We start from the raw sequence: 16,187 nt of genomic DNA, 5'->3' as shown, positions 1-16,187 counted from the left end.
CTCCCGCTTTCGAGGAACGAGGTCGAGCGCGATGTCCAAAAAGCAACAGGGCCCGCACCGGAGTGCAGGCCCTGTCAAATTCAAACCGTGAACCGGTTCTTAGCCCTGGCGGGCCTTGAAGCGCTTGTCCACCTTGTTGATGATGTAGACACGACCGCGGCGGCGGACGAGCTTGTTCGCGCGGTGGCGCGTCATCAACGCCTTCAGCGAGTTGGTTACCTTCATCGGTCTAATTCCCTGGTCAAACAAAAGGGGCGCCAAGGCGCCCGAAAACTGCGCTCTTCATAGGGAAAAGGCTGGGCTGTGTCAACGCGCCCGGCAAAGAGATTTACCCCTTTCGACTCCGGGCTTCCATGGCCTCCGTTAACCGGCAGGTCAGCCTTGTCGGTCTAGAGTTTGCGCCGGTTCCAGGGGGCTGGGAATGGATAAGATCGTCAAGCACGGCGTCGTGATCGCTGATCCGGTAGAGAACATGGCATTGCTCATCGCGGCCATGGTGCGAGGCCTTGGCCATCGCATGGTGCTGGAAATTACCAACCCGCGCGAGCTGAAGGCCGTGCTCGACAGCCGCTCCTATAGCCTCGTCATTCTCGATGAGACGATGGGCTCGCCGGACGCCGTGGAAATGGTGCGCCAGATGCGAACCGATATCGACAGTCCCAACCGCACGACGTCCATCATCATGATGTCATCGGCGCCGGACATTGCCCGCATTGCCGAAGCGCGGGATGCCGGGGTCAGCGAGTTCCTCAAAAAGCCGTTCTCGGCTACGGACCTGCAGATGCGTATCGCCGGCCTCGATATAAAGCCGCGCGAATTCATCGACGCGCCCGAATATGCGGGCCCCGACCGGCGGCGGCGCAAGCTCACCGCCGGCATAGCTGACCAGCGCACCGTCTCTGAAACTGAGACCTAAGCGCGCGGCTTGGGCGCGTTACGCGGCGGCATGTCGTTCGAATAGATATTGTGGAGGCCGACATTGAGAATGTCGCGCTCGCCACACAGCGCCATGGTCGTATCGAGTTCCTTGCGGATGATTTCGAGCACGCGCGTCACGCCCGCTTCCCCACCCGCACCAAGCCCATAGAGCATCGGCCGACCGATAAAGGTTGCCTTGGCGCCATAAGCCAGTGCCTTGATGACATCCTGACCCATGCGAATGCCGCTATCGAGATAGACTTCGGTCTTGTGACCAACCCGATCGACGATCTCCGGCAGCACGCGAATGGTCGAAGGCGCACCGTCGAGCTGGCGCCCGCCATGGTTTGAAACCACGATCGCATCCGCGCCATTGTCGACCGCCGCCTGCGCGTCATCGGCATCGAGCACGCCCTTGACGATAACCGGACCGCCAAAGCGCTCCTTGATCCAGCGCACATCGCCCCAGTTGAGCGTCGGATCGAACTGGCTGGCCGTCCAAGCCGAGAGCGAGGCGAGGTCATGGTCGCCGCTGACATGGCCGACGATATTGCGGAACGTATGCCGCTTGGTGCCCAGCATGCGCGCACACCAGAGCGGGTGCTGCATCATCTGCCAGATCGAATAGGGCGTGAATTTTGGCGGCGTCGACAGCCCGTTCTTGATGTCCTTGTGCCGCTGCCCAAGGATCTGCAGGTCCATCGTCAGCACCAGCGCCGAGCACTTTGCCGCCTTGGCGCGGTCGATCAGGCGATTGATGAAGTCGCGGTCGCGCATCACATATAGCTGGAACCAGAACGGTGCCGTGGTGTTCTCGGCAATGTCCTCGATTGAGCACACGCTCATGGTCGAGAGCGAGAAGGGAATGCCGAACTTTTCGGCCGCCTTTGCCGCCTTGATCTCACCATCAGCCGTCTGCATGCCCCCTGTCGCCGCCGGAGCGATGGCGACGGGCATGGTGATTTCCTTGCCCAGCATCTTGGTCTTGAGGTTACGCCCCTCGAGATTGACCGCGACCTTCTGGTTGAGCTTGATCTTGTTAAAATCGCTCTCGTTCTCGCGATAGGTGCCCTCGGTATAGGAACCACTATCGGCATATTCGAAGAACATTTTTGGTACGCGCCGACGCGCCACCCGCATCATTTCGTCAACGGTGAGAATCTTGTCGATGGCGGTCATGCTCAGGCTCCGAAAGCAGGTTCGGATTGCCCTAGCAACTAACATGTTAGTCGTCAACTTCATGGCGTCCCGCAGGCAAATCGCTCCAGTGGAGCGATTTGAGCCGAGAAGGCCATGAGAGCTATGCTCGAATGGCGCAGCACTGAAGACTGGGAGCCACCCTCAACTCACCCCGCCGACCCCTTCGACCGCCGGCCAATCATCAGCGTCGAGAAAATCACGAGGAACGCAAAGGCCACCATGCTGCCCGCCACAATATGCGCCTTTTCCCACTCCAGCCGTTCGACAAAGTCATAGATGGCAATGGACAGCACCTTGGTCTGGCCCGGAATATTGCCCCCGATCATCAGCACCACGCCGAACTCGCCCATCGTATGGGCGAAAGCCATAATGGCGCCGACCAGATAGCCGGGCATAGCAAGCGGCAACACCACACGCACAAACCGCTGCCGAGCCGACGCTCCCAGCGTATCGGCCGCCTCCATCACGTCCTCGTCGATCGCGGCAAAGGCATTGCGCAGAGGCTGCACCATGAAGGGCAGCGAGGCGATGGCGCCACCGATGACGAGACCCCCAAAGGAAAACGCCAGGGTCCGGGCACCCCATAGCCCCGCAATGGCACCGCCCGGACCATTCGGCCCGAGCGCCAGCAACAAATAAAACCCAAGCACGGTGGGCGGCAGCACCAGCGGCAGCGAGACGACGGCACCCACCGCCTCCTTGCCGCGCCATTGGCTGCGCGCCAGCCACCAGGCGAGCGGCGACCCGATCATCAGCAGGACCACCGTGACACTGGCGGCCAGCGCCAGCGTCAGCAGAATGGCCGACAGAAGCGGGTCGCCTCCGATCATGGCACCGAATAGCCAGAAGCTTCGATCACCGAAACGGCTTCGTCGGACTTGAGGAAATCGAGGAACGCCAGGGCCGCCGGATTGTTTTCGCCTTCCTTGAGCAGCACCGCACCCTGCGCGATCGGCTCATGCAGTTCTGCCGGCACCAGCCACTGATCGGCCTTGCCCAGCACCTGGCTTGCCGCGACAAAACCCAGTTCGGCATTGCCGCTTTCGACAAATTGCAGCGTCTGGGAAATGTTTTCGCCCTGCACCAGTTTCGGTGTCAGCGTTTCAAGAAGCCCGAGCGCGGTCAAGGTTTCCACCGCGGCCTTGCCATAGGGCGCAGCCGCCGGATCGGCGATGGCGAGCTTGTTATACTCGCCCTTCAGCGCTGCTTCGCCGTCGGTGACATCGCGCCCCGGCGCATAAAGCACCAGCCGACCTTCGGCATAGATGAAGAAGGTGCCATCGACACCAAAGCCCTCATCGATCGCCTTTTGCGGACGTGCGTCATCAGCCGCAAGGAAAATGCCGAAAGGCGCGGCCTGGGTAATCTGGGTGTAGAGCTGACCGGTCGCGCCAAAGCTCAGTTCGACCTGATGTTCGCCCTTGGCTTCAAAGATTTCAGCCAGCTCTTCGGCAACAGCCGTGAAATTGGCGGCGACGGCCACGTTGACGGTTTCGGCAAAGGCCGGGCCGGCCGTGGCGGCGACAACGGCGAGGGAAAGCAGCAGACGGGACAAGGGAGCCTCCGATATGTTTGATCGGCTACATCGATGGCCGAAAGCCATTTGCCACGCAAGCGATATGTTTATCTGGATATATCGGGAACCAGCGCGCGCAAGGCCGCCACATCTTCGGCAATGGCAAGCTCTGTCGCCCTTTGCATCGCGCGGTAGCGGGCTAGCACGTCTTCACCAAGCGGGGTAAGCAATGCCCCGCCCTGCGCCGCCCCACCGCGCGCCGTCTCAACCAGTGGTTTTCCGAACCCTTCGTTGAGTGCCTGTACCAGACTCCAGGCCCGCTTGTAGCTCATGCCCATTTCCTTACCGGCGGCGGAAATGGACCCGGTCCGGGCAATCCCCTCGAGGAGATCGGCCCGGCCCGGCCCGATATAGGCTTTATCGTCGAGAACGATCCGGAGGTGACCAAGGCCGGAAGGGGGCGCAGGTTTGTTCATGAAACTGCCCCGCCCCCTGGATGCCTTAGCCGCGCAGCGCGCTCGCTTCCTTGGCCAGCGCTTCGATGCGCGCGAAATCGCCGCTCGCCAGCGCGTCGGCCGGCATGATCCAGCTGCCGCCCACGCAGATGACATTGGGGAGGCTGAGATAAGTCTTGGCCTTGACCACATCGATGCCGCCGGTCGGGCAGAAGGTGATATCGGGCAGCGGCGAGGCAAAGGCCTTGAGCACCGGCGCGCCACCCAGCGCTTCGGCAGGGAAGAATTTCAGGAACGAATAGCCCCGCTCGGCCGCTGCCATGGCTTCCGTTGGGGTGCCGATACCCGGCAACAGCGGAATGGCGACATCGTCCGCCGCATCGAGGAGACGCGGCGAGGCGCCCGGCGACACCATAAAACGGCAACCGGCATCGACCGAAGCCTTCATATGCGCCGCATGCCGCACCGTGCCCGAGCCGACGATGGCGCCGGTCACCTTGGCCATCTCTTCCATGACCTTGAGTGCATTGGGCGTGCGCAGCGTCACTTCCAGCACCGGCAGGCCGCCAGCCACCAGCGCCTCGGCCAGCGGCCGCGCCTGCGACACATCATCGAGAATGATGACGGGCACGACGGGCGCCAGCGAGAGAATGGAACGAATGGCGTTTGCGTCCTGCGGCATGAGCGTCACTTCCGGAAAGCTGAAGAAAGATCGGCTTGAGGGTTAGGCCCAAGCCTTGTTTCCCGCAAGCCCGCCGCGCAAAAAAGCGCACCCACGCCAAGCAAGGTTGCCTATGTGGCTGACCGACCGTACATATTGCCAAGGCCCGCTAGAGGAGAGCGCATCATGCAATTCGACACCTTCACCCTCGACGGCCTCAGCGTCACGCTGATCGGTCTCGGCATCCTGCTCATTCTGGTGCTGTTTGCCGGCGCCAAGACCATCCCGCAGGGCTACAACTACACGGTCGAACGCTTCGGCAAATATACGCGCACCCTCAAGCCCGGCCTCAACCTGATCATCCCGTTCATCGACACGATCGGCAAGAAGATCAACGTCATGGAACAGGTGCTCGACGTTCCCCACCAGGAAGTCATCACCCGCGACAACGCGTCCATCACGGCCAATGGCGTCACCTTCTACCAGATCCTCGATGCAGCCGCGGCCGCCTACGTAGTTTCCAATCTCGAAATCGCCATCCTCACCCTGACCATGACCAATATCCGCACGGTCATGGGCTCGATGGATCTCGATGAGCTGCTGAGCCACCGCGACGAGATCAACGAACGCCTGCTGCGCGTCGTCGACACTGCCGTATCGCCTTGGGGCGTGAAAATCACCCGCATCGAGATCAAGGACATCGATCCGCCCAAGGATCTCGTTGAATCCATGGGCCGGCAGATGAAGGCCGAGCGCGAAAAGCGCGCCACCATTCTCGAAGCTGAAGGCAGCCGTCAGGCCGCCATTCTCAAGGCCGAAGGCGAAAAGCAGGCCCAGGTGCTCGAAGCAGAGGGCCGCAAGGAAGCCGCCTTCCGCGATGCCGAAGCCCGCGAACGTTCCGCCGAGGCCGAAGCCAAGGCCACGCAGATGGTTTCCGACGCCATCGCCTCGGGCAATGTCCAGGCCATCAACTATTTCGTCGCCAACAATTATATCGAGGCGCTGGGCAAGATCGCCACCTCGCCCAACCAGAAGGTGCTGATGCTGCCGGTCGAGGCAGCGAGCGTCATTGGCGCCATAGGCGGTATTGGCGAGATCGCCCGTGAGGCCTTTGGCGGCGGCGGCCCGACGGCAGCAGCCCGCCCAACCTCGCGTCCGCCCACCGCCGGCCAACCGCCGCGCGAACCCGGCCAGCTCTAGCCGAGGGGCGATCTATGGTGCTCATGGAGTTCCTCGCCGCCAATGCCCCCTGGGCCTGGATCATTGCCGGGCTCATTCTTCTCGCGCTCGAACTCTTCGTGCCCGGAGGCTACCTCCTGTGGCTTGGCATTGCAGGGCTCATCACCGGGCTGGTGGTCTTGGTCGAGCCGATCGCCTGGCCCTTCCAATGGCTGATGTTCGGTGTCCTGGCCCTGGTCGCCATTATCCTCTGGACGCGCTGGAACCGGAACCGCCCCAGTCAGTCCGACCGCCCCTATCTCAACCGCCGCGGCGACAGTTTCGTCGGCCACGAGGCCGTGCTCGAACAACCCATTGCAGGCGGCTTCGGCCGTCTCACCCTGGGCGACACCATCTGGCGCATTTCTGGCTCCGACATGCCTGCCGGGCAGCGCATCCGCATTGTCGGTAGCGAGGGAGCCGTCCTTATCGTCGAGGCAATTTGAGAGGCACGGCAAGCTTTCGTTAACCATAAGCTGAAAGGATCGCGCGCGGGGCACTCTGTCTGCCCCCGGTTTTTTCGGAGCGCGGTTTGCCCCTTTTGCAGCACACCAGGAGCCTGGCTTTAAGCCTGGTTGTCGGCCTCATGGCCGGCACGGCTCTGGCTGCGCCCGCGCTGCTGGAAACCGATCCGGTTGATGAGACGACGACGGGCACGGTCACAGCGCCGACCCGCCAGACCGTTTCCGATCCGGCCCTCGCCAATGCGCGCCTCCGCCCCGGCGTCTATCCGGCCCAGCCGGTTCCGCCCGAATTTGCCGTCGGCCCGGAATCGGGCGAAAGCGCCCCGCTCGATTGGTCTGTCGGCCTGCGCGGCACCTATCTCAATTCCAACGGCACGGGCAGTTTCGTCACCCACGTCCTGCCGCGCTTCAGCTACACTCATGCCGGTGGCTTCGCCACCATCGTGGTCGATGGCAGCGCCGATATCGCCAAGACGGGCGGTCAGGACCTCCCGACCCTCGCCTCGGGCATTCTCTCGATTTCGGGCTCCGCGCCTATCGATGCGGTCACCACCGCCTCGGCCTCCGCCAGTATCGGTCTGACGCAGGACCTGCCCGGGACGGCGGGCCTGTCGCCGTCGATCATCACCCCGCCGCAGGTTTTCACCGGCGGCGCCGAAGTCGGTGTCACCCGCCAGTTCGGCCAGTTCAATCTCGGGCTCGGCGGCGGCCTAGAGCGAACCTCCTATGGCCCGACCAATCGCTCCGATACCGGCCTGACCGACAATTCCGAGCAGAACTACTGGGCCGCCACCGCCAATCTTCGGCTGGGCTATCAGGTCACGCCCATTCTCGAAGTATTTGGGGAAGGCGAAGTACAGCGCGACATCTTCGATTCGCCGACAGCCAGCCTCGGCGTCTATCCCAATGCTACCAATCGTTCGCTGCGCGCCGGCATTGCCGGCAAATGGAACAATATCTGGTCGGCAAGCGCCTCGGTGGGCATTGGCGAGCGCATCTTTGACGAAGCCACGCTCGGCGCCATCCGCGCCCAGCTCTATGGCGCCGAAATCAGCTACACGCCCAATTCAACGGTGAAACTGACCGCCGGGCTTGAGACGGCGCTGGCGCCGGCTGGCGCCGACAATCCGGGCAATGCCCGTATCCAGTACACCGCCTTCTCCAATGCCCAATATACGGTCAATACCTGGCTGCGCCTGCGCGCCTCGGCCAATTGGAGCAATTCCGAACTCGTCGGCACGGGCACGACCGAACGACGCCTCGGTCTCGGCGCTGGCGCCGATTATGTCTTTAACGCCCATACCAGCCTGAATGCCGATTACGGCTACGGCAATACCGACAATTCCAACGGCAACACCCAGACCCATCAGGTGAGCCTGGGCGTCACGATCGCGCGTTGATCGCGCTTAGAGCTGTTCTTCGAGATCGAGCTTGCGCAGTTCGCGAATGAAGCCGGGACGGATGTCGTCGCGCTCCAGGGCATAGACGACGTTTGCCGTCAGGAAGCCGATCTTGGAACCACAGTCGAAGCTCTTGCCGACATATTTGACGCCGGTAAAGCTCTGCTGGTGCATCAGGTTCTGCATCGCGTCGGTGAGCTGGATTTCCCCGCCTGCGCCCTTGGTCTGCTCTGCCAGCAGCGAGAAAATCTCGGGCTGCAGGATATAGCGGCCCGAAATGATCAGGTTGGACGGCGCGTCTTCCTTCTTGGGCTTTTCGACCATCTGCGTCAGGTCAAAGCCGGTATCCGGCCCTTCGCCACGCCCGATCACGCCATAGGACGACACTTCGTCATGTGGCACTTCCTCGACCGCGATGACATTGCCGCCGGTCTCTTCATAAGCGTCCATCATCTGCTTCAAGACGCCCGGCTCGCCTTTGAACAGCATGTCGGGCAAGAGCAGCGCGAAGGGATTGTCGCCAACGATATCGCGCGCGCACCACACGGCATGACCGAGGCCGAGCGGCTCCTGCTGGCGGGTAAAGCTGGTGCGGCCTGCCGAAGGCAGGTCCTTGCGCAGTTCGCGCAGCGCCTCGTCCTTGCCGCGCACTTCCAGCGTCGTTTCCAGTTCGAACTGCCGGTCGAAGTGATCCTCGATGACGCCCTTGTTGCGGCCGGTGACGAAGACAAAATGCTCGATTCCGGCCTCGCGTGCCTCATCCACCGCATATTGGATCAGCGGCCGGTCCACCACGGTCAGCATTTCCTTCGGCATCGCCTTGGTGGCGGGCAGGAAACGGGTCCCGAGGCCAGCAACGGGAAAGACGGCAGTGCGGACGCGTTTTGACACGGAGGATTCCCTTGTTCTGTCGATCTGAAGTTAGGCGTAGACCTACATCGACATCTGTTACATATCGTTTCACAACAAAAGAGTTTTTGCGGCAGGAGTACGGCCAATGGCGGTTTTGGTCACAGGTGGAGCAGGCTATATCGGCAGCCACATGGTTCTCAATCTGGCCGATGCCGGGCAGGACGTTGTCGTCCTCGACAATCTCGTCACCGGCTTCGACTGGGCCATCGACGGCCGTGCCCAGTTTGTACAAGGCAATGCGGGCGATATCGACTTCGTGGTCAGCCTTATCGAGAAATACCGCATTACCGAAATCATTCACTTCGCCGGTTCAATCGTCGTTCCGGAATCGGTAACCAATCCGCTAAAATATTACGCCAACAACACCGCCACCTCGCGCAATCTCATCGAGGCGGCCGTCAAGGGCGGGGTCAAGCACTTCATCTTCTCCTCGACCGCCGCCGTCTACGGCATGACCGGCCTCGCGCCCGTCGTTGAAGATACCCCCCTCAATCCCATGTCGCCCTATGGCCGCTCCAAACTCATGACCGAGTGGATGCTGGCCGACGTCGCGGCTGCCCATCCAATGACCTTTGGCGTGCTGCGCTACTTCAACGTCGCCGGTGCCGATCCACAGAAGCGTTCGGGCCAGTCGACACCGCTCGCCACCCATCTCATCAAGGTCGCCTGCCAGACCGCCCTCGGCCAGCGCCCGAAGATGGACATTTTCGGCACCGACTACGAAACATCAGATGGCACCTGCGTCCGCGACTACATCCACGTCACCGACCTGATCGCCGCCCACGCCCTGCTGCTCAACCACCTGCGCAAGGGTGGGGAAAGCACCACCCTCAACTGCGCCTATGGCCAGGGCTATTCGGTGCGCGAGGTGGTCGAGACCGTCCGCAAGGTCTCCGGCATCAATTTCCGCGCCGACGAAGGCCCGCGCCGCGCCGGCGATCCCGCTTCGATCACCGCCACCGGCCAGAAGGTGCGTTCGCTCCTTGGCTGGAAACCCCAGCATGACGATCTCAACGAAATCGTCGAAACCGCGTATGCCTGGGAACGCCACCTGATGACCCGCAACCGCTGAGGCTTTTGGTCATGCACCGCTTCGCCGCCCTGCTCGTCTTGCTGATGACCAGTCCGGCATTGGCGCAGTCCGACTTTTCCGGCTTTCTCGCCAGCCTCAAGCCCGAGGCTGTCGCATCGGGCGTCAGCGCCTCCGCCTATGACGCGCTGACATCTGGCCTCACGCCCGATCCACGCGTCCCCAAACTCGTCGAAACCCAGCCTGAATTCACCGCTCCGGTCTGGGACTATATCGAGACCCGCGTCAATTCCGGCCGCATTTCCCGCGGCCAGGCCGCGCTCGAGCGCAATGCACAGCTCTTCTCCACCATCGGCCAACACTTTGGCGTCGATCCCTATCTGCTGGGCGCCATCTGGGGCATCGAGACCGATTATGGCGCGGTGCTTGGCAATGCCGACCTGATCCGCCCCATAGTCCGCTTGCTGGCCACAGTCACCTTCCAGCACCGCACCCGCTATGCCGAAGACAAGGCCGATTTCTTCGCCGCCCTGCGCCTCGCCGAACTCAACGGCGGCACTTCGCCCATCGGCTCCTGGGCCGGCGCGATCGGCCACCTGCAGGTCAACCCCACCAATGTCATCGCCCATGGCGCCGACGGAGATGGCGACGGCCGCGTCGACCTCCACAATTCCCTCGCCGATGCCCTCGCCACCTCAGCAAAGTTCCTGCTCGATCTCGGTTATCAGCCCGGCACGGACTGGGGCTTTGAGGTCGAAGTCCCGCAAGGTTTCGACTACCTCCTCGCTACCCGCGACCAGCTCCGCCCCATCAGCTTCTTCGCCGAACGCGGCATAACCCGCGTCTCCGGCCGCCCTTTCGCGAACCCCAATATCCCGGTATTCCTCTACGTCCCGACCGGCCATACCGGCCCCAAATTCCTGATGACCAGCAATTATCTGGTCCTCAAGGGCTACAATTTCTCCGACAGCTACGCCATGGCCGTCGCGCACCTCACCGACCGCCTCAAGGGCGGCGGCGACTACGTCACCCCCTGGCCACGCAACACCGCCTTCCCCGACCTTGCCCAACGCCAGTCGGTCCAACAGTCCCTCAAGGCGCTCGGCCTTTATGACGGCGCCGTCGATGGCCGCCTCGGCCCCATCACCCAGGCCGCCTATGCCCGCTTCCAGGCCGCTCGTGGCGAAGTGGCCGATGGGTTTATCACCCGCGCCGCCGCTGAAGCACTCTCCAGCGCCACCCGATAACGCCATGGCGAGCGCATGGTTTTGTTGACCTCTGTCTGCTAGACCCAAAGGGAATATCGGACCGAGCCATGAAGCGTATTTTTGCCCTTTTGCTGATCGCCCTCTTCGCCACCGTGGAAGTGGCGCCGGCTTTCGCGCAGGCAGAACCCCGCATCGAAGTCGCCCAGCAGCAGAAGCGCCGCACCCTCTTCGACGTCCTTTTCGGCGCCGAACCCCAGCAGGCTCCGCCGCCCGTGCAGCAGACCCAGCCGCGCCAGGCTGCCCCCGCCGCCCTGCCCCCATCAAAGCCGCAAATCGAAAAAGCCGAAAACGCCACGCGCCTTGCCGTCTTCGGCGATTCCCTCGCCGTCGATCTCGCCAAGGCCCTCGAACGTTTTTATGCCGAAGACCCCAATCTCGTCGTCATCAACCAGGGCGTCGGCTCCTCGGGCTTCGTGCGCGACGACTATTTCGACTGGAACAAGACCATCGGCGAGCAGATCGCCGCCGATAGTTTTGACCTCGCCGTGGTCATTATCGGCGTCAACGACCGCCAGGAAATCCGCGTCGATGGCACGTCGTACAATTCCCTGACCCCGCAATGGACCGCGGCCTATCAGGCGCGCATCAACAATTTCCTCGGCCAATTGCGCAGCGCCCGAAAGCCCGTGATCTGGGTCGGCCTGCCGCCCATGTCCAAGACCGAATATTCCGCCGCCATGAGCCAGATCAGTGGGCTCTTCAAGATGGCGGCCTTTTCCGGCGGTGCGGAATATCTCGATATCTACGAGCGCTTCCTCGGCGAAGACGGCAAATATTCGTCCCAGGGCCCTGACGTGAACGGCCAGAACGCCCGCATGCGCAAGGATGACGGCATTCACTTCTCGACAGCCGGCGCCGACAAGCTGGCTTTCTATATCAGCCAGTCGATCCGCACCTTCTATCGGGGCGGCGGCATCACCGTCGCCGTGGCCGATCCGCTCCTCGGTACCGACGCTGCCGCCATGCTCCGTCCGCCCTATCAGGGCCAGGGCCAGACCCGCCTCCTCGAAGTCGCCGGCGCCGTCGTCCCGATCAGCCGTGCGCCGCAACGCGCCGCAGACTTGCTCGTCGCCGCGCCACAGCCGGCGTCCGACACGGGTTTCTCACTGGAACAGTTGATGGCCGCCCCCGTGGGTCGCGCTGACGCCTTCGGCGTCGGCATCGACCCAAGCGAGACGGAAAACGAAGGGCAGCAGTAGCGCGCCGCCTTACATCACCGCCCCAACCTGCCAGGGCACGAACTCATTGTCGCCATAGCCGAGCTTTTCCGACTTGGTCTCTTCGCCCGAAGCCACGCGCAACATGAGATCGAAAATCTCCTGCCCCTTGGCTTCGATGGAAACACCCTCGACGATATCGCCGCAATTGATGTCCATGTCGTCGGTCATGCGGCCATAAAGCTCGGAATTTGTCGCGAGCTTGATCGACGGCACCGGTTTGCAGCCATAGGCCGAGCCGCGCCCGGTGGTGAACGCCAAAATGTTGGCGCCACCAGCCACCTGCCCCGTCGCCGAAACCGGATCAAATCCGGGCGTATCCATGAACACGAAACCCTTTTCGGTCACCGGCTCGGCATATTCGTAAACCGCCGTCAGCGGCGAGGTGCCGCCCTTGGCCGCCGCGCCCAGCGACTTCTCGAGAATGGTGGTCAGCCCGCCCGCCTTGTTGCCCGGCGAGGGATTGTTGTTCATCTCGCCACCATTGCGTTGGGTATAGTCCTCCCACCACTTGATGCGCTCGATGAGCTTTTCGCCCACTTCGCGGTTCACCGCGCGGCGCGTCAGCAGGTGCTCGGCGCCATAGATTTCCGGTGTTTCAGAGAGGATCGCCGTGCCGCCATTGCGCACCAGGATATCGGCCGCAACGCCGAGCGCCGGATTGGCGGTAATCCCCGAATAGCCATCCGAACCGCCGCATTGCAGCGCCAGCGTCAGTTCCGAAGCCGGAATAGTCTCGCGCCGCGCCCGTGCCGCGATCGGCAGCATTTCCTTGATCTTCTCGACACCCCATTCGATCATCTTGGCGGTGCCGCCGATCTCCTGGATGGTCATGGTGCGGAACGTATCCGTCTCCGTCATGCCGTAGGACTGCTTCATCCGCTCGATCTGGAACACTTCGCAACCAAGCCCGACCAGCAGCGCCGCCCCAAGATTGGGATTGGCCGTATAACCCCACTGCGTGCGCCGCAGGATCTGGTAGCCCTCGCCCTGATTGTCCATGGCGCAACCGGTGCCGTGCACGAAGGGAATGATGCCGTCGATCTCGGGATAGTCGTCGAGCACGCCCGAATTATTGATCGCCTGCGCCATGAACTTTGCCACGGTCGCCGAGCAGTTCACCGAGGTGAGAATGCCGATATAGTTGCGCGTCCCCACCTTGCCGTTGGACCGGCGAAAACCCTGGAACGTCGCCTGATTGGCGCCAGTCAGAAACTCAACGGGGATCGCCCCTTCGGCAAAAGCATAGTCGTGCTCCAGCGTGCCGTCCGGCCCGCCCATCCCGCAATTGTGCTCATGTACCCAGTCGCCTGCCGGAATGCCTTCCTTGGCAAAGCCGATGATCTGCCCGAATTTGACAATAGCCTCGCCAGCCGCAATCGGACGCACCGAAAACTTGTGCCCGCGCGGCACGCGGCGAACGATGGAAACGCCCTGCGCCGTTTGGGTGCCGACATCGAGATTGGCCAGCGCCACGGCGATGTTGTCGGCGCTGTTGAGCGTCAGGGTCTTGCCTTGCGGGCGGGTCATGGTCTCGGACATCGGCGTCATTCCGGCGGTATGAGGTCTCAACTCGTGCTTTACGCCGTTCCGCATCGCAGTCAGATTGGGGCCATTGCGGTACGGCTGCACACTAACTAACATGTTAGCATGAACAACCATACAAGTTCCTATTCTTTTTTGACACGGCCCGCCACGCTTGCGCGCGGCAATGTGACCGCCGAGGTCACCCAGGCCCTGCGTCAGGCCATCGTCACCCTGGCTTTGCCCCCCGGCGCGGTGCTCGACAAGACGGCTATCTGCGCCCAGTTCGAAGTCTCGCGCTTCCCGGTCAGCGAGGCCTTTGCCCGCCTCGCCGAAGAGGGCCTTGTCGATATCGCCCCGCAGCGCGGCTCGACCGTGTCGTTGGTCAAGATTGCCGACGTCCGCGAATACATGCTGATCCGCAAAGGCCTCGAAAGCGAAGCCCTGCGCGTCCTCATCGGCAAGCACGATGCCGAGGTGATCGAGGCGCTGCACGCCAATATGGCCGAACAGCGTGACGCCGCCGCCCGCGACGATGCCGAAACCTTCCACCAGATCGACGTCGCCTTTCACGACATCATTTTCCGCACCATGCGCATGACCAAGGTCAAGGCGATCATCGACAAGGCCCGCGCCAATCTCGACCGCGCCCGCCGCCTCATCATCACCCCGCGCCGCCTCGCCCTCACCATCGCCGAGCATCAGGCCATTTTGAACGGCATTGTTGCCGGCGACACGCCCCAGGCCATCGCCGCCATCCGCGCTCATATCGACGCCGTCATGGTCGAGCTTTTCGCCTTCGCCCAGGAAAACCCCGGCATCTTTGCCGACGGCGCGGAGACAGTCCTCGACGCCGACTATTTCCCCTTCGGGTAATTCTCTTTCGGAGACCAAAAGATGCTGAAAAACATTCCGCCGCTGCTCGGCCCGGAACTCCTCGCTACCCTCCGCGCCATGGGTCATGGCGACGAGATCGTCATTGCCGACGCCAATTTCCCCGCTGAATTTCTCGGCCCCACCGTCCACCGCGCCGACGGCATTTCCGCCACCGACATTCTCGAAGCCGTGCTCACCGTGATGCCGCTTGATGACTTCGTCGATCAGGCCGCCATCGGCATGGCCGTCGTCGGCGATCCCCATGCCCGCCAGCCGATCTACGACGATTTCCAGGAAATCATCACCCGCCACGAACCGGGGATGCACTTTTCGACCGTCGAACGATTCGCCTTCTACGACCGCGCCAAGAAGGCGGCTGCCGTCATCCAGTCCGGCGAAACCCGCCTCTACGGCAATATCGTGCTCAAGAAGGGCATCATCCGCCCCAAATCGTAAGAGGCGAACTGCACCAGCGAAAGTCGCACTCGACAGACTAACATGTCAGCCTCTATCACCGAGGCGAGATAAGAGGAGCTCTGCCCCATGAAACTGCTTCGCGTTGGCCCCAAAGGGTCGGAAAAGCCCGCCATCATCGCCAAGGACGGCTCGATCCGTGACCTGACCGGCGTCGTCGCTGATATTGGCGGCTCGACCCTTCTGCCCGAAGGCCTCGCCAAGATTGCGGCCACCGACATCGACCTGCTGCCCAAGCTCGACGCGTCCGAACGCATCGGCCCCTGCGTTGCCAATGTCGGCAAGTTCATCTGCATCGGCCTCAACTATGCCGACCACGCCGCCGAAACCGGCGCGCCGATCCCGGCCGAACCGATCATTTTCATGAAGGCCACGAGCGCCATCATCGGCCCCAATGACGATGTCATCATCCCCAAGAACGCCATCAAGCCGGACTGGGAAGTCGAACTCGCCATCGTGATCGGCAAGGAAGCCCGCTACGTCGAAGAGGCCGATGCCGTCGATCACGTCGCAGGCTATTGCGTCTGCAACGACGTCTCCGAGCGCCACTTCCAGACCGAGCGCGGCGGCACCTGGGACAAGGGCAAGGGCGCCGACACCTTTGGCCCCATCGGCCCCTGGCTCGTCACCAAGGACGAAGTCGCCGATCCGCAGAACCTCTCCATGTGGCTCGAAGTCGACGGCCACCGCTACCAGAACGGCTCCACCAAGACGATGATCTTCGGCGTCGCCAAGGTCGTCTCCTATGTCAGCCAGTTCATGAGCCTGCAGCCCGGCGACGTCATCACCACGGGCACCCCTCCCGGCGTCGGCATGGGCATCAAGCCCGACCCCGTCTGGCTCAAACCCGGCAACGTCATGCACCTCGGCATCGAAGGCCTCGGCGAGCAGAAGCAGAATGTGAAGGCCTACGGCGCCTAGTATATTGATTCCCTGAAATCATGGTGGGCCTCGGCGGCGACGCTGGGGCCCTTCGATTTTAAAAGCAGCACAACAACTACGTAGTTGTGCGGTCGGTATTACTGCTTAAAGAATAAGGAACGTCGGAGGCGTC

Annotated in this window: 18 protein-coding genes; 10 read left to right on the top strand and 8 right to left on the bottom strand. The window is 62.3% G+C overall.

Annotation, left to right across the window (positions count from 1 at the left end):
- Positions 1-99: 99 nt before the first annotated feature.
- Complete coding sequence (gene ykgO, locus ABW043_RS19505) at positions 100-225, bottom strand: type B 50S ribosomal protein L36 (RefSeq protein ID WP_046144158.1); 126 nt, start codon at positions 223-225, stop codon at positions 100-102.
- Positions 226-421: 196 nt separating this feature from the next.
- Between ykgO and ABW043_RS19500 the strand changes: the two genes are divergently transcribed.
- On the top strand, positions 422-916 hold the full coding sequence (locus ABW043_RS19500; RefSeq protein ID WP_353922866.1) for a response regulator: 495 nt from the start codon (positions 422-424) through the stop codon (positions 914-916).
- On the opposite strand, the gene ABW043_RS19495 is transcribed toward ABW043_RS19500, so the two are convergent.
- The 5 genes from ABW043_RS19495 to eda all read right to left on the bottom strand — a co-directional run bounded on the left by ABW043_RS19495 (position 913) and on the right by eda (position 4,771).
- The gene (locus tag ABW043_RS19495) at positions 913-2,097 is read right to left on the bottom strand and encodes an alpha-hydroxy acid oxidase (RefSeq protein WP_502908679.1); all 1,185 of its coding nucleotides are present in this window, start codon (positions 2,095-2,097) and stop codon (positions 913-915) included. The genes ABW043_RS19500 and ABW043_RS19495 overlap by 4 nt on opposite strands.
- A gap of 167 nt (positions 2,098-2,264) precedes the next feature.
- Positions 2,265-2,948, bottom strand: coding sequence for a molybdate ABC transporter permease subunit (gene modB, locus ABW043_RS19490; RefSeq protein WP_353922865.1), 684 nt, complete (start codon positions 2,946-2,948; stop codon positions 2,265-2,267).
- On the bottom strand, positions 2,945-3,673 hold the full coding sequence (modA, locus tag ABW043_RS19485; RefSeq protein ID WP_353922864.1) for a molybdate ABC transporter substrate-binding protein: 729 nt from the start codon (positions 3,671-3,673) through the stop codon (positions 2,945-2,947). Before modA ends, modB begins: the two co-directional genes overlap by 4 nt.
- Positions 3,674-3,741: 68 nt before the next feature.
- The gene (locus tag ABW043_RS19480; RefSeq protein WP_353922863.1) at positions 3,742-4,110 is read right to left on the bottom strand and encodes a winged helix-turn-helix domain-containing protein; all 369 of its coding nucleotides are present in this window, start codon (positions 4,108-4,110) and stop codon (positions 3,742-3,744) included.
- 25 nt (positions 4,111-4,135) lie between these two features.
- The gene (gene eda, locus ABW043_RS19475; protein WP_353922862.1) at positions 4,136-4,771 is read right to left on the bottom strand and encodes a bifunctional 4-hydroxy-2-oxoglutarate aldolase/2-dehydro-3-deoxy-phosphogluconate aldolase; all 636 of its coding nucleotides are present in this window, start codon (positions 4,769-4,771) and stop codon (positions 4,136-4,138) included.
- Between the two features lie 165 nt (positions 4,772-4,936).
- Here eda and ABW043_RS19470 point away from each other — a divergent pair, with 165 nt between their 5' ends.
- From ABW043_RS19470 to ABW043_RS19460, 3 genes are all read left to right on the top strand, one after another.
- Positions 4,937-5,950 carry an SPFH domain-containing protein gene (locus tag ABW043_RS19470; RefSeq protein WP_353922861.1) on the top strand — a complete coding sequence of 338 codons (1,014 nt, stop codon included), beginning with the start codon at positions 4,937-4,939 and terminating at the stop codon, positions 5,948-5,950.
- 14 nt (positions 5,951-5,964) lie between these two features.
- Entirely contained in the window at positions 5,965-6,414 is a 450-nt protein-coding gene (locus tag ABW043_RS19465) for an NfeD family protein (RefSeq protein ID WP_353922860.1), read from the top strand.
- Between the two features lie 86 nt (positions 6,415-6,500).
- On the top strand, positions 6,501-7,832 hold the full coding sequence (locus ABW043_RS19460) for an outer membrane beta-barrel protein (RefSeq protein ID WP_353922859.1): 1,332 nt from the start codon (positions 6,501-6,503) through the stop codon (positions 7,830-7,832).
- Between the two features lie 6 nt (positions 7,833-7,838).
- Here the strand turns inward: ABW043_RS19460 and galU are convergent, their stop codons facing one another.
- On the bottom strand, positions 7,839-8,723 hold the full coding sequence (gene galU / locus ABW043_RS19455; protein ID WP_353922858.1) for a UTP--glucose-1-phosphate uridylyltransferase GalU: 885 nt from the start codon (positions 8,721-8,723) through the stop codon (positions 7,839-7,841).
- A gap of 106 nt (positions 8,724-8,829) precedes the next feature.
- Here galU and galE point away from each other — a divergent pair, with 106 nt between their 5' ends.
- The 3 genes from galE to ABW043_RS19440 all read left to right on the top strand — a co-directional run bounded on the left by galE (position 8,830) and on the right by ABW043_RS19440 (position 12,241).
- Positions 8,830-9,816 (top strand): UDP-glucose 4-epimerase GalE, encoded by a 987-nt coding sequence (gene galE, locus ABW043_RS19450; RefSeq protein WP_353922857.1) that lies wholly within the window; start codon positions 8,830-8,832, stop codon positions 9,814-9,816.
- Positions 9,817-9,827: 11 nt separating this feature from the next.
- Entirely contained in the window at positions 9,828-11,021 is a 1,194-nt protein-coding gene (locus ABW043_RS19445) for a lytic murein transglycosylase (RefSeq protein WP_353922856.1), read from the top strand.
- Positions 11,022-11,089: 68 nt separating this feature from the next.
- A complete protein-coding gene (locus tag ABW043_RS19440) occupies positions 11,090-12,241 on the top strand; it encodes an SGNH/GDSL hydrolase family protein (RefSeq protein ID WP_353922855.1) in 1,152 nt (383 codons plus the stop codon).
- 9 nt (positions 12,242-12,250) lie between these two features.
- Here the strand turns inward: ABW043_RS19440 and ABW043_RS19435 are convergent, their stop codons facing one another.
- On the bottom strand, positions 12,251-13,801 hold the full coding sequence (locus tag ABW043_RS19435; protein ID WP_502908676.1) for a UxaA family hydrolase: 1,551 nt from the start codon (positions 13,799-13,801) through the stop codon (positions 12,251-12,253).
- A 138-nt stretch (positions 13,802-13,939) separates the two neighbouring features.
- On the opposite strand from ABW043_RS19435, the gene ABW043_RS19430 reads away from it, so the two are divergent.
- From ABW043_RS19430 to ABW043_RS19420, 3 genes are all read left to right on the top strand, one after another.
- Positions 13,940-14,659: a GntR family transcriptional regulator gene (locus tag ABW043_RS19430; RefSeq protein WP_353922854.1), complete on the top strand. Its 720-nt coding sequence runs from the start codon at positions 13,940-13,942 to the stop codon at positions 14,657-14,659.
- A 21-nt stretch (positions 14,660-14,680) separates the two neighbouring features.
- On the top strand, positions 14,681-15,115 hold the full coding sequence (locus tag ABW043_RS19425; RefSeq protein WP_353922853.1) for an RbsD/FucU family protein: 435 nt from the start codon (positions 14,681-14,683) through the stop codon (positions 15,113-15,115).
- Between the two features lie 87 nt (positions 15,116-15,202).
- Positions 15,203-16,054 carry a fumarylacetoacetate hydrolase family protein gene (locus ABW043_RS19420; RefSeq protein WP_353922852.1) on the top strand — a complete coding sequence of 284 codons (852 nt, stop codon included), beginning with the start codon at positions 15,203-15,205 and terminating at the stop codon, positions 16,052-16,054.
- Positions 16,055-16,187: the final 133 nt, after the last annotated feature.

It is taken from the genome of Devosia sp. (assembly GCF_040509215.1).
Taxonomy (GTDB): domain Bacteria; phylum Pseudomonadota; class Alphaproteobacteria; order Rhizobiales; family Devosiaceae; genus Devosia.
This window is presented reverse-complemented; position numbering and strand designations above follow the sequence as displayed.

What these genes read in the sequence shown, in the direction of transcription:
- ABW043_RS19440 (WP_353922855.1), top strand. Translation starts at nt 11,090, where the DNA reads ATGAAGCGTATTTTTGCCCTTTTGCTGATCGCCCTCTTCGCCACCGTG.
- ABW043_RS19470 (WP_353922861.1), top strand. Translation starts at nt 4,937, where the DNA reads ATGCAATTCGACACCTTCACCCTCGACGGCCTCAGCGTCACGCTGATC.
- ykgO (WP_046144158.1), bottom strand. Translation starts at nt 225, where the DNA reads ATGAAGGTAACCAACTCGCTGAAGGCGTTGATGACGCGCCACCGCGCG.
- ABW043_RS19425 (WP_353922853.1), top strand. Translation starts at nt 14,681, where the DNA reads ATGCTGAAAAACATTCCGCCGCTGCTCGGCCCGGAACTCCTCGCTACC.
- ABW043_RS19465 (WP_353922860.1), top strand. Translation starts at nt 5,965, where the DNA reads ATGGTGCTCATGGAGTTCCTCGCCGCCAATGCCCCCTGGGCCTGGATC.
- galE (WP_353922857.1), top strand. Translation starts at nt 8,830, where the DNA reads ATGGCGGTTTTGGTCACAGGTGGAGCAGGCTATATCGGCAGCCACATG.
- ABW043_RS19445 (WP_353922856.1), top strand. Translation starts at nt 9,828, where the DNA reads ATGCACCGCTTCGCCGCCCTGCTCGTCTTGCTGATGACCAGTCCGGCA.
- eda (WP_353922862.1), bottom strand. Translation starts at nt 4,771, where the DNA reads ATGCCGCAGGACGCAAACGCCATTCGTTCCATTCTCTCGCTGGCGCCC.
- ABW043_RS19480 (WP_353922863.1), bottom strand. Translation starts at nt 4,110, where the DNA reads ATGAACAAACCTGCGCCCCCTTCCGGCCTTGGTCACCTCCGGATCGTT.
- ABW043_RS19495 (WP_502908679.1), bottom strand. Translation starts at nt 2,097, where the DNA reads ATGACCGCCATCGACAAGATTCTCACCGTTGACGAAATGATGCGGGTG.
- ABW043_RS19420 (WP_353922852.1), top strand. Translation starts at nt 15,203, where the DNA reads ATGAAACTGCTTCGCGTTGGCCCCAAAGGGTCGGAAAAGCCCGCCATC.
- modB (WP_353922865.1), bottom strand. Translation starts at nt 2,948, where the DNA reads ATGATCGGAGGCGACCCGCTTCTGTCGGCCATTCTGCTGACGCTGGCG.
- ABW043_RS19500 (WP_353922866.1), top strand. Translation starts at nt 422, where the DNA reads ATGGATAAGATCGTCAAGCACGGCGTCGTGATCGCTGATCCGGTAGAG.
- ABW043_RS19435 (WP_502908676.1), bottom strand. Translation starts at nt 13,801, where the DNA reads ATGTCCGAGACCATGACCCGCCCGCAAGGCAAGACCCTGACGCTCAAC.